The 11043-nt window shown below is 76.5% G+C and carries 10 protein-coding genes and 1 pseudogene; 4 read left to right on the top strand and 7 right to left on the bottom strand.

Annotated features, from left to right (window positions below):
- Positions 1–60 precede the first annotated feature (60 nt).
- The 4 genes from DLJ47_RS28420 to DLJ47_RS28405 form a co-directional block, all read right to left on the bottom strand.
- Entirely contained in the window at positions 61–888 is an 828-nt protein-coding gene (locus tag DLJ47_RS28420) for a class I SAM-dependent methyltransferase (protein ID WP_109904503.1), read from the bottom strand.
- Entirely contained in the window at positions 885–1922 is a 1038-nt protein-coding gene (locus DLJ47_RS28415) for a glycosyltransferase family 4 protein (RefSeq protein ID WP_396834255.1), read from the bottom strand. The genes DLJ47_RS28420 and DLJ47_RS28415 overlap by 4 nt, the downstream gene beginning before the upstream one ends.
- Positions 1923–2139: 217 nt before the next feature.
- Entirely contained in the window at positions 2140–2538 is a 399-nt protein-coding gene (locus DLJ47_RS28410; RefSeq protein ID WP_109904499.1) for a 6-pyruvoyl trahydropterin synthase family protein, read from the bottom strand.
- A gap of 3 nt (positions 2539–2541) precedes the next feature.
- Entirely contained in the window at positions 2542–3522 is a 981-nt protein-coding gene (locus tag DLJ47_RS28405) for a zinc-binding alcohol dehydrogenase (RefSeq protein WP_109904511.1), read from the bottom strand.
- 83 nt (positions 3523–3605) lie between these two features.
- Here DLJ47_RS28405 and DLJ47_RS37970 point away from each other — a divergent pair.
- The 3 genes and pseudogenes from DLJ47_RS37970 to DLJ47_RS28385 all read left to right on the top strand — a co-directional run.
- Positions 3606–6219, top strand: a pseudogene (locus tag DLJ47_RS37970) (CDP-alcohol phosphatidyltransferase family protein); the annotation flags it as partial.
- A 159-nt stretch (positions 6220–6378) separates the two neighbouring features.
- On the top strand, positions 6379–7221 hold the full coding sequence (locus DLJ47_RS28390; protein WP_109904509.1) for an NmrA family transcriptional regulator: 843 nt from the start codon (positions 6379–6381) through the stop codon (positions 7219–7221).
- A gap of 1 nt (position 7222) precedes the next feature.
- Positions 7223–7723 carry an anthrone oxygenase family protein gene (locus DLJ47_RS28385; protein WP_109904495.1) on the top strand — a complete coding sequence of 167 codons (501 nt, stop codon included), beginning with the start codon at positions 7223–7225 and terminating at the stop codon, positions 7721–7723.
- Between the two features lie 123 nt (positions 7724–7846).
- Here the strand turns inward: DLJ47_RS28385 and DLJ47_RS28380 are convergent, their stop codons facing one another.
- The 3 genes from DLJ47_RS28380 to DLJ47_RS28370 form a co-directional block, all read right to left on the bottom strand.
- Positions 7847–8416 (bottom strand): GerMN domain-containing protein, encoded by a 570-nt coding sequence (locus DLJ47_RS28380; RefSeq protein ID WP_109904507.1) that lies wholly within the window; start codon positions 8414–8416, stop codon positions 7847–7849.
- A 92-nt stretch (positions 8417–8508) separates the two neighbouring features.
- Positions 8509–9864, bottom strand: coding sequence for a sensor histidine kinase (locus DLJ47_RS28375; protein ID WP_109904493.1), 1356 nt, complete (start codon positions 9862–9864; stop codon positions 8509–8511).
- Positions 9861–10535 carry a response regulator transcription factor gene (locus DLJ47_RS28370; RefSeq protein ID WP_088993360.1) on the bottom strand — a complete coding sequence of 225 codons (675 nt, stop codon included), beginning with the start codon at positions 10533–10535 and terminating at the stop codon, positions 9861–9863. Before DLJ47_RS28370 ends, DLJ47_RS28375 begins: the two co-directional genes overlap by 4 nt.
- A gap of 148 nt (positions 10536–10683) precedes the next feature.
- Between DLJ47_RS28370 and DLJ47_RS28365 the strand changes: the two genes are divergently transcribed.
- Positions 10684–11043: STAS domain-containing protein (locus DLJ47_RS28365; RefSeq protein WP_233258064.1), on the top strand; the 360-nt coding region annotated here is incomplete at its 3' end.

Below are 11043 nucleotides of genomic sequence, written 5' to 3'. Positions count from 1 at the left end.
ACCCGAGCCCTCCCCGCCTGATCTCCCTGCTGGTAGGCACGTGCCGGCGGGCCGGGCGGTTCAATCACCGGCGGCCAGCAGGTCGCTGTGCCGGACCACGACGCCGAGCCGGCCGGCCGCCGCGTCGGCCAACCGGCGCCGCCGGTACGCCTCGGCCGGGCCGGCCAGCTCCGGCCGCTGCTCGCAGGCCGCGTCCAGCCAGCCGGTGAACCACTCGGCCGCCAGCTCGGCCTGGTCCGCGCCGAGCCGCCAGGGGCTGGGCCGCACGTCGACGCCGACCCCGCGCCGGGCGAACGCGGCGACGGTCGCCTCCACCGCGTCCGGGCCGAGCAGCGCGCGGCCGGCCACCGTGCGACGCTGGTGGTCGTTGAACGCCGCCGCGACCTCGCCGTCCAGCGGGTCGGCCGGGGTCAGCTCCACCCGCCCGGTCACCGAGATCATGAACAGCACCGGGCAGCCAACGCCGGCGCACGCCCCGACCAGCCGGTCGACCTCGTCGGCGGTGAGCATGTCGAGCAGCGCCGAGGCGACCACCAGCGAGGTGCCGGCGAGGTCGGCGGCGGTGAGCCGGGTGAGGTCGCCCTGCCGGGTGGCGACCGTGACCGGTGCGCCGTCGGCGGCGACCACGCCGGCCATCCCGGCGTCGGCCCGGCGCAGCAGGTCCGCGTCGCCGTCGTGCAGCACCCAGTGCTGCGGGCCGGGCAGGCGCGGAGCCAACCAGCGGCCCAGCGAACCGGTGCCCGCGCCGAGGTCGTGGAGCAGCAGCGGGCCGCCGCCGGTCAGCCGGCCGCGGACCCGGTCCACCAGGTCCGCGGCGCGGGCGGCGGCGTCGGCGGGCTCGCGCAGGGCGAGCCAGCGCGCGAAGTCCGGTGGCAGGGAAACCGTCATGCCGGCATCGCCTCCTTCAGCACCTTGCCGGTGAGCGTCGCGGTGAGCGTCCAGTCGTCGAGGGTGTCCCGCCGGGCGCGGGCCGCCGCGCGCAGCCGGTCGCGCAGCGGCGGGTCACCGAGCCACCGGCGCAGGCCGCCGGCCAGCGCCGCCGGGTCGTCGGGGGGCACCAGCAGCCCCGGCGGGGTGCCGTCCGGCGCCCGACCGAGCGCCTCCGGCAGCCCGCCGGCCGCCGTGCCCAGCACCGGGATCCCGCGGGCCAGGGCCTCGGTGACCACCATGCCGTACGTCTCGCCGCGCGAGGCGAGCACCAGCAGGTCGGCGCCGGCGTACGTGGCGGCGAGCCGCTCGCCGGCCAGCGGGCCGACCAGCCGCACCCGGCCGGCGAGGCGGTGCGCGGCGATCCGGCGGCGCAGCCCGGCGACGAAGTCCGGGTCCCGGTCCAGCGGGCCGGCGCAGACGCAGGTCCAGGGGGTGTCGGCGACTGCGGCCAGGGCGTCCACCAGCACGTCGTGTCCCTTGTGCGGGGTGACCGCGGCGACGCAGAGCAGCGCGGCGCCGGCCGCGGTGCCGGGCGCCAGCGGCGCCGGGTCCACCCCCGGCGGGGCGACGTGCACCCGGTCGGCCGGCAACGGGTACGCGGCCAGCAGCCGGGTGCGGGTCCACTCGCTGGTGGTGACCACCGCGGTCGCCGCCGCCAGCGCGGCGGCCTCCGCGTCCCCGCCCAGCGGCAGGTGCACCAGCACCACCAGGCGCAGCCGGCGGGCCTGCGGCGTCAGCACCTCCGGCACCGCCGAGGCGACCAGACCGTCGACGAGCACCAGCGCCCCGTCGGGCAGCGCGACCAACCGGTCGGCCAGCCCGGTCCGCTCCGCCGGCGTCGGGTCGGGCCACCCGCCGGGCACGGCGTGCTCCCGCACCGACCAGCCCGCGGCGGCGAGCCCCTGGCAGAGCCGGCGGTCGTAGTGGTTGCCGCCGCTCGGCCGGGCCGGGTCGTCGATGTCGTTCGGCAGCACGACGTGCACCACATCCATCAGCGTTCCCTTCCGTTCGCGACTGCGGGGCTCGCAAGCTCACTCCTCGCGCTCACAGCGCCGCCCTCCGTTCGCGACTGCGGGGCTCGCAAGCTCACTCCTCGCGCTCACAGCGCCGCCTTCCGTTCGCGACTGCGGGGCTCGCAAGCTCACTCCTCGCGCTCACAGCGCCGCCTTCCGTTCGCGACTGCGGGGCTCGCAAGCTCACTCCTCGCGCTCACAGCGACCGTTCGTAGCTGGCCCAGGCGATGTGCGACTCGTGCAGGGTGACGGTGATGCCGGCCAGGCCGCGTGCGCCCGGGCCCAGGTCGCCGGCGCGCACCCGGTCGGCGAGCCGGTCGGCGACCGTCCGGGCCAGCACCTCGGTGGTGGTGTTCAGGCCGGCGAACGCCGGCTCGTCGTCGAGGTTGCGGTAGGTCAGTTCGGCGAGGACGGCCTTGAGCTGCTCGGTGGCCAGCCCGATGTCGACCACGACGCCGTCGGCGTCCAGGTCGGCCCGGCGGAAGGTGGCGTCGACCACGAAGGTCGCCCCGTGCAGCCGCTGGGCGGGGCCGAAGACCTCCCCCCGGAAGCTGTGGGCGATCATCATGTGGTCCCGGACGGTCACGCTGAACACTGATCACTTCCCGTCGTAGCTGATGAGGTGGCACAGGGCGGGCAGGCTGCCCGTGGTCAGTCGGGGCAGCACGTCGGGCAGCTCGGCGAACGGCGACCCGCCGGTGATCAGCGCGTCGAACGCGGGATCGGCGAGCAGTTCCAGGGCGAGCGCGAGCCGGTCGGCGTAGCCGCGGCTGGCCCGCCGGGCCGGCGCGACCGCGCCCACCTGGCTGCCGCGGATGGTCAGCCGGCCGGAGTGGAAGTTCCCGCCCAGCGCCACCTGCACCGGGCGGTCGCCGTACCAGCTGAGCTCGACCACGGTGCCCTCGGGGGCGAGCAGGTCCAGCGCGCGTTGCAGGCCGGCGCCGGTGGCGCTGGCGTGCACCACGAGGTCCCGGCCGCCGGTCGCCCGCTCCGGGGTGGCGAACTCCACGCCCAGCGCCGCCGCCACCCCGGCGCGGGCGGGGTCGACGTCGACCAGCTCCACCCGGACGCCGGGGAACCGGGCGAGCAGGGCGGCCACGCTGCAGCCGACCATTCCCCCGCCGACCACGCTGACCCGGTCGCCGACCAGCGGCGGGGCGTCCCACAGCGCGTTGACAGCGGTCTCCACGGTGCCGGCCAGCACCGCCCGGGCGGGCGGCACCGCGTCCGGCACCGGCACCACCGCGGTGACCGGTACGACGTACGCGGTCTGGTGCGGGTAGAGGCAGAACACGATCCGCCCGCGCAGGTCGTCCGGGCCCTGCTCGACCTCGCCGACGTTGAGGTAGCCGTACTTCACCGGGGCCGGGAAGTCGCCCTCCTGGAACGGGGCGCGCATGGCGGCGTACTGGCTGGCCGGCACCCGGCCGGCGAAGACGAGCGTCTCGGTGCCGCGGCTAACCCCGGAGAACCGAGTGCGGACCAGGACCTCGTCGGGACCGGGTGCGGGCAGCCGGACCGGGCGGATCTCGCCCTGGCCCGGCGCGCGGAGCCAGAAGGCGTGGGCCTCGCGGGTCACCGGCATCTCCTCACCCGACCGAACCGAACGGCCGGATTTTCCGTGTACCCCGGCAGGGGGTTGTCGATCATAGACACGGAGGCATGGTGCCCACGGTTCGAACTGGTCCGGTGATCGGGCTGATCTTCCAGATTGTCCTGCTCGCCGGTCTCGCCGGAACTGTCGGACTCGGCGGAGCGGGTTGGCTCGCCGGGCTCGCGTACGCGGCGGTCGGCTGCGCCGTGCTGAACCGGGGGCTGCACCGCTGCGCGGCGGCCGGGCTGGGCCCGGCGGACCGGGTGACGCTGACCCGGGCGGTGCTGGTGGGCGGCGTGACCGCGCTGGTGGCCGACTCCGCCCACCGGCCCACGCCGGTCGGCGTGCTGGTCGTGCTGACCGCTGTCGCGCTGCTGCTGGACGCGGTGGACGGTCGGGTCGCCCGGCGCACCGGCACGGCGAGCGCGTTCGGCGCCCGCTTCGACATGGAGGTCGACGCGTTCCTGATTCTCGTGCTCAGCCTGTACGTGGCACCGTCGGTGGGCGGTTGGGTGCTCGCGATCGGCGCGATGCGGTACGCCTACGTCGCGGCGGCCCGGGTGCTGCCCTGGTTGCGCGGGCAACTGCCGGCCCGCTACTGGCGCAAGGTGGTCGCCGCCGTGCAGGGCGTGCTGCTGCTGGTCGCCGCGTCCGCGGCGCTGCCCCGGACGCTGACCGTGCTGGTGCTGGCGGTGGCGTTGGCGCTGCTGGTGGAGTCCTTCGGCCACGACGTCGGCTGGCTGTGGCGGCACCGGGCGGTCCCGGCCCGGCCACGGGTCGGCCGCGCCGCGCCCGCGCTACCCGCCCGCCGGGTGACGCTGCCGGTCCGCCGGCAGCCGAGCGGAACCGGTGAGCCGGCCGGCGTCCGGGACCTGCCGGTCGCCCCGCCCGTGCTGTCGCTGCGCTGACCCGGGAGCCGTGATGTCGATCCAGACCCCATCCCGTCCATCGTCGACCGAACCTGATGATTCCGTCGAGCCGTCGCGACACTCCGCACCGGAGGCCGGGTCGGAACGCCGGGCGGCAAAGGCGCGCTCGGCACGTACCCCTGCCGGAGCTGGCCGCCGGCGGGGCCGGGCCGTGGCGGCCTGGGTGACCACCGTGCTCGCCGGCGCGCTGGTGCTGGTCGCGCTCACCGTGCCGAGCCGACCCGGGCAGCTCACCCCCGCCGCCTTCCTGCGCATTCCGCTGGAAGGGCTGCTGGTGGCCGCCCTGCTGCTCGCCCTGCCGGGCCGGGCACGGCGGGTGGTGGCCGCCGCGACCGGGGCGCTGCTCGCCCTGCTGACCGTGCTGAAGCTCGCCGACCTGGGATTCCGCTCGGCACTCGGCCGGCCGTTCGACGTGGTCCTCGACTGGGCGCTGCTCGACGACGCGGTCGGTTTCCTCACCGACTCGTTCGGCCGGGCCGGCGGCACCGGCGCGGTCGTCGGCGTGCTGGTGCTGGTCGTGGTGCTGGTGCTGGCCCTCACCGCGGCGGTGCTGCGGCTGGCCGGGCTGGCCGCCCGGCACGGGGTCGGGGCGCGGCGGGTGGTCGCCGTGCTGGTAGTGCTCTGGGTGGCCGCCGCGGCCACCGGGGTGCGGGTCGCCCCCGGCGTGCCGGTCGCCGACACCGCCGCCACCGCGCTGGTGCACGACCACGCCCGGCAGGCGCAGGCGCGGCTGCGCGACCGGGAGGCGTTCGCCGCACAGGTGGGCGCCGACCCGTTCCGGCACACCCCGGGTGCGGAGTTGCTCACCGCGCTGCGCGGCAAGGACGTGATCGTCGCCTTCGTGGAGAGCTACGGCCGGGACGCGGTCGAGGACCCGGAGTTCGCCCGGATCGGCGAGGTCCTGGACGCGGGCACCGAGCGGCTGCGGGCGGCCGGGTTCGGCGCCCGCAGCGGCTTCCTCACCTCGCCCACCACCGGGGGCGGCAGCTGGCTGGCCCACGACACCCTGCTGTCCGGGTTGTGGATCGACAACGAGCAGCGCCATCGCAGCCTGCTGGCCAGCGACCGGCTCACCCTCGGCGGCGCCTTCCGGCGGGCCGGTTGGGACACCGTCGGGGTGATGCCCGCCGCCACCCAGCCCTGGCCGGAGGGCGCCTTCTTCGGCTACGACAGGTACTACGACGCCGCGGGCCTGGACTACCGGGGGCCGAAGTTCAGCTACGCCCCGATGCCCGACCAGTACACGCTGGCCACCTTCCAGCGCCGGGAGCGGGACGTCGCCGATCGCCCGCCGCTGATGGCCGAGATCCCGCTGATCTCCAGCCACTCGCCCTGGACCCGGATCCCCAAGGTGATCGACTGGACCGCGGTCGGCGACGGCAGCGTCTACCACGACGCGGCGGTCAGCAACCCGAAGTCGCAGCCCCGCGTCGGCTACCGCAAGGCCGTCGAGTACTCGGTGCGCACGTTGGTCTCCTATCTGGAGACGTACGGGGACCGGGACCTGGTGCTGGTCTTCCTCGGCGACCACCAGCCGGCCCCGGTGGTCACCGGCGACGACGCCAGCCGGGACGTGCCGGTCAGCATCGTCGCCGCCGACCCGGCGGTGCTCGACCGGGTCGCCGGTTGGGGCTGGCAGGACGGGCTGCGGCCGGGGCCCGAGGCACCGGTCTGGCCGATGGACGCCTTCCGCGACCGGTTCCTGACCGCGTTCAGCGCCGACCCGCCGACCGGCCGGGCCCACGGCCGCTGACGCGGGGACCGGTGGCCGCCGCCGACGACGACGACGGCCGGTGGACGGTGGTCGGCGGGTCGGCGGGCGGCGGACGGCGGACGGCGGTGAGACGCGCGCGCATGTGGACGCGCGTCCCGCGCATGGCCCCCGGCGGGCGGACGGCGTTGGATGGAGGGCATGACGATCAACGAACACCCGGTGCTGGTGCTCGGCGGCAACGGCAAGACCGGCCGCCGCGTCGCCGACCGCCTCACCGCGCTCGGCCGGCCCGTCCGGCGCGGATCCCGGACCGGCACGCCCCCCTTCGACTGGACCGACCGGGCCACCTGGCCGGCAGCACTGGACGGCGTCGGCGCGGTGTACCTGTCGTACCAGCCGGACCTGGCGGTGCCCGGTGCGGTGGCGGCGGTGGAGTCGTTCACCCGGCTGGCGGTCGCCCGCGGGGTGGACCGGGTGGTGCTGCTCTCCGGCCGGGGCGAGCCCGAGGCCGAGCAGGCCGAACAGGCGGTCCGGCAGGTGGTGGACGCCGCCGGCGGCCGGTGGACGGTGGTGCGGGCGAGCTGGTTCCAGCAGAACTTCAGCGAGGGCCCGTTCGTCCACGACGTACGGCGGGGCGAGGTGGCCCTGCCGGTCGACGGGGTGGCGGAGCCGTTCGTCGACGCGGACGACGTAGCGGAGGTCGCCGTCGCCGCGCTGACCGGGGACGGGCACGCCGGCGAGGTGTACGAGGTGACCGGCCCCCGGTTGCTGACGTTCGCCGAGGTGGTCGCCGAGATCGCCGCCGCGACCGGCCGGCCGCTCCGGTTCACCCCGGTGTCCGCCGCCGAGTACACCGCGGCGCTGGGCCGGGCCGGCGCGCCGGCCGAGGTGGTCGCGCTGCTGACGTACCTGTTCACCGAGGTCCTCGACGGGCGCAACGCCAGCCTGGCCGACGGCGTGCGGCGGGCCCTGGGCCGCCCGCCCCGGGACGTCACCGGGTACGCGCAAGCCACCGCGGCCACCGGCGTGTGGGCGGCCTGAGATGACCGTGCTGCGTACGCTCAGCCTGCTCGCCGCCGCGGTGTCCACCGGCCTGATGGCCGGGCTGTTCGCGGCGTTCGCCTACGCGGTGATGCCCGGCCTGGTCCGCGCGGACGACCGGACCCTGGTCCTCGCGATGCAGCGGATCAACGAGTCCATCATCAACGGTTGGTTCCTGGTCTGCTTCCTCGGCGCCCTGGTCTGCACGGCGCTGACGGCGGTGCTGCACCTCGGCTCCGCGCACCGGGCCGTCCTGCCGTGGCTCGTCGCCGCGCTGCTGCTCTACCTGGTGGTGCTGGTCGTCACCGGGACTGTCAACGTGCCGCTGAACAACCAGTTGGCCGCCGCCGGCGATCCGGACCGGGTGGCCGACCTGGCAGCGGTGCGGGACCGGTTCACCACCGCCTGGGTGCGCTGGAACGTCCTCCGCGCGGTCGCCTCGACCGCCGCGTTCGCCCTGCTCGGTTGGGCCCTGGTGGTGCACGGCCGGCTGACCGGCTGAGCGGCGCCGCAACCCGGTGCCGGCGCCGGCCGGCATGCCGGAGCCGGTCCGGGGACACCGCGACCGGGCGCGGACCGCGACCGCGCGCGGACCGCGACCGCGCGCGGACCGGAGCCGCACGGGTCAGCGCGGCGTGATGAGATCGGTGTAGTCGGCCGCGCTGAGCGGCTGCCGGGACAGCGACCCGTCCGCCCGCGGTACGCCGAGCGGCTGCCCGCGCCGCAGGAACGACACGGTCTCCACGTCGGCGCGGGCGGTCAGGGTGCAGACCAGCTGCCCGAAGGCGAGCACCTCGTCGCTGCGGCCGGCCTCGTCGTCGACCGCGTCGACCTCGACCTCGGCGTGGGTGCCGGCGATCCGGACGGCGGCGCCGCCGACCGCGCCGGGCAGCGAGCTGGTCAGCCCCCGGTCGCGTTCGGCGGCGCTCGGGCCGGCGAGCAGGTGGGCCAGCTGGGCGTCGGCCGTCGGGGCGGCGTCCAGCCGCCGCTCGACGGGGACCAGGCGGTCGTCGCGGACGAAGCAGAGCACCTCGGCGACCCGGCCCGCCGGGGAGGTCGCCTCGCCGCTCGCCGCCGACGGGAACGGGCCGCGCGGCGCGGGCACGGTACGGGGGGCGTCCTCGACCGGCACCCCGCAGCCGGCGAGCAGCAGGATCAGCGTGGCGAGTGCGGCCGCCCGGCGGCCCGGACGCATCCCGGCCGCGGTGCGCCGGGCGCGCCGGGCCGTGGCGGCCACGCGTCCGGTTCCGGCAGCCGGGCCCGGGGTGTTTCCGGCGCGGTCACGGCTCATCGGAGGGCCTCCGGCAGTTCGACGCGGAACCGGGCCCCGCCGCCGGGGCGGTCCCCGACCTCGGCCCGGCCACCGTGGCTGGCGGCGTGCTGGGCGACGAGGGCCAGCCCGAGGCCGCTGCCGTCACCGCCGGCCCGGGCGTGCGCGGCCCGGGCCCGGACGAACCGGTCGAAGACCGCCTCCCGCTCGGCGACCGGCACGCCGGGACCCTCGTCGTCGACCTCGACGACGCCCGTCCCGCCCCGCCGGGCCAGCCGCACCGCGACCGGCCCGCCGCCGTACCGCACGGCGTTGTCGAGCAGGTTGACCAGGATCTGCTCCACCCGGCGCCGGTCCACCGACCAGGTCGTCGCGGTGCCCGGCGCGACCCGCACCAGCGAGTCGGGCAGAGACCGGGCCCGGCAGGCCTCCCGGGCCAGGGCCGCCACGTCGACCGGCGCCCGGTCGGCCGGCCGGTCGCTGCGGGCCAGTTCGATCAGGTCGTTGACCAGCTGCTGGAAGCGGGCGACCTCGTCGGCCACCAGGCCGGCGGCCAGCGCGGTCCGCTCGTCGAGGTGCTCCCGGCGGTTGGCCAGCACGCTCGCCGCGGCCGACAGCGTCTGCAACGGTGAGCGCAGCTCGTGGCTGACGTCGGCGGCGAACCGGCGGTCCCGTTCGATCCGCCGGGCGAGCTGGTCGACCATGTGGTTGAACGAGGTGGAGAGCCGGGTCAGGTCCGGGTCGGTGGTCGGCGCCAGCCGGGCGGTGAAGCTGCCCGCCGCGATCTTCTCCGCCGCGTCGGCGACCGCGGTGAGCGGCCGCAGGCTGTGCCGGGTGGCGTACCAGCCGACGGCGGCGCCCGATCCGGCGACCACGATGGCGACCGCGGTCAGCGCCAGGGCGAGGACCTGGAGGGTCTCCTCCAGCTCCCGCAGCGAGGTCACCTCGTAGTAGCCGACCGCCTCGGCCAGCGGCACGCCGACCAGCAGGGCCGGCTGGCCGTCGATCCGGACCCGCTGCACCGCCGGTTTCCCGCCGCGCACCAGGCGTTGCAGGTCGGCGGGGACGGCGGCGGTCAGCCCGTCGTCGGCGGTGCGCAGGTACCACTGGTCGTCGCGGTGCAGCAGCGGGCGGCGGTTGCCGCCGGTGTCCAGCGACCGCAGCACCTCCGCCACGTCCGGCGCCTCGGCGTCCAGGCCGGTGCGCACCACGGCCGCGTCGAAGTACGCCGCCCGCAGCGCGGTGCGCTCCCGCTCGTCGAGCAGGGACCGCCGGGTCAGCTCGTACGACACCAGGGCCATCGAGGCGGCCAGCAGCAGCGCGCCGACGGCGAAGCCGGCGGTGACCCGGGCCCGCAGGCCGAGCCGCCTCATCGTTGCAGCTTGTAGCCGAGGCCGCGCAGGGTGACCAGGTGGCGCGGGTTGGCCGGGTCGCTCTCGATCTTCTGCCGGAGCCGGCCGACGTGCACGTCGACGAGGCGTTCGTCGCCGGTGTCGTAGCCCCACACCCGGCTCAGCAGCTGCTGCCGGGACAGCACCCGTCCGGCGTGCTCGGCCAGCTCGCAGAGCAGCCGGAACTCGGTGCGGGTGACCGGCACCGGCTGCCCGTCGCGGCGTACCTCGCCGGCCTCCGGGCTGATCTCCAGCTCGCCGAAGGTGAGCACGGACACCGCCGGTGCGGCGGCCCGTGCGCGCCGGCGCAGGGCGCGCAGCCGGGCGGACAGCTCCTTGATCGCGACCGGCTTGACCACGTAGTCGTCGGCGCCCGCCTCCAGCGCCGCGACGATGTCGTGGGTGTCGTCGCGGGCGCTGATCACCACGATCGGCACGTCGTCGTCGCGGCGCAGCTGCCGGATGCACTCGAAGCCGTCCAGCCCCGGCAGCATCAGGTCGACGAGCACGTTGTCGGCCGGGTCCTGGCGCTGCGCCCGCAGTCCCTCCTCCGCGGTGGCCGCCCCCCGTGCCGTGTACCCCTCGTCCTCCAAGGCGAGCAGCAGGGCCAGGCGGATCCGGTCGTCGTCCTCGATCACCAGTACGCCCGTCATATCCGCATCATCCCCGGCGCCCTGCCGAGCACCCAGCCCTGGCCGGCGCCGGACGGATTTGTCACATAACTGTCATGCAACCGCGCGTCCAGTGCCAAGGCCGGCCGGCAGGGTGGGTCCCGGAGTCGACGGACGGGGAGGGCGACCGGTGTCGGAACAGCAGGCGGGGTGGTCGGTGCCGCTGATCGAGGTGGCGCTCACCACGGAACTGGACCGGGCCGGACTGTCGGTGACGGGCCTGGTCTTCGACCGGGTGCTGGCGCTGTCCCCGGGGCACGTGGTGGTGGACCTCGCCGATTGCCGGCACGTCGACGCCGCCGGCATCGGGCTGCTGCTGGAGGTGCACCGCCGGCTCGCCCGCCGACAGGCGGTGCTGAGCCTGCGTGACCCGAGCCCGCGGATCCGGAAGATCCTGCAGACCGCCCGGCTGGACCAGGTGCTGTCGGTGACCGAGACCGCGCAGCCGGTCCGCCCCGCGGACGCGCCACCCCCCGCCGACACGCCACCC

It is taken from the genome of Micromonospora sp. S4605 (assembly GCF_003176715.1).
GTDB lineage: Bacteria > Actinomycetota > Actinomycetes > Mycobacteriales > Micromonosporaceae > Micromonospora > Micromonospora echinaurantiaca.
The sequence above is the reverse complement of the archived record's forward strand: the minus strand, read 5'-3'. Positions and strand labels throughout refer to the sequence as shown.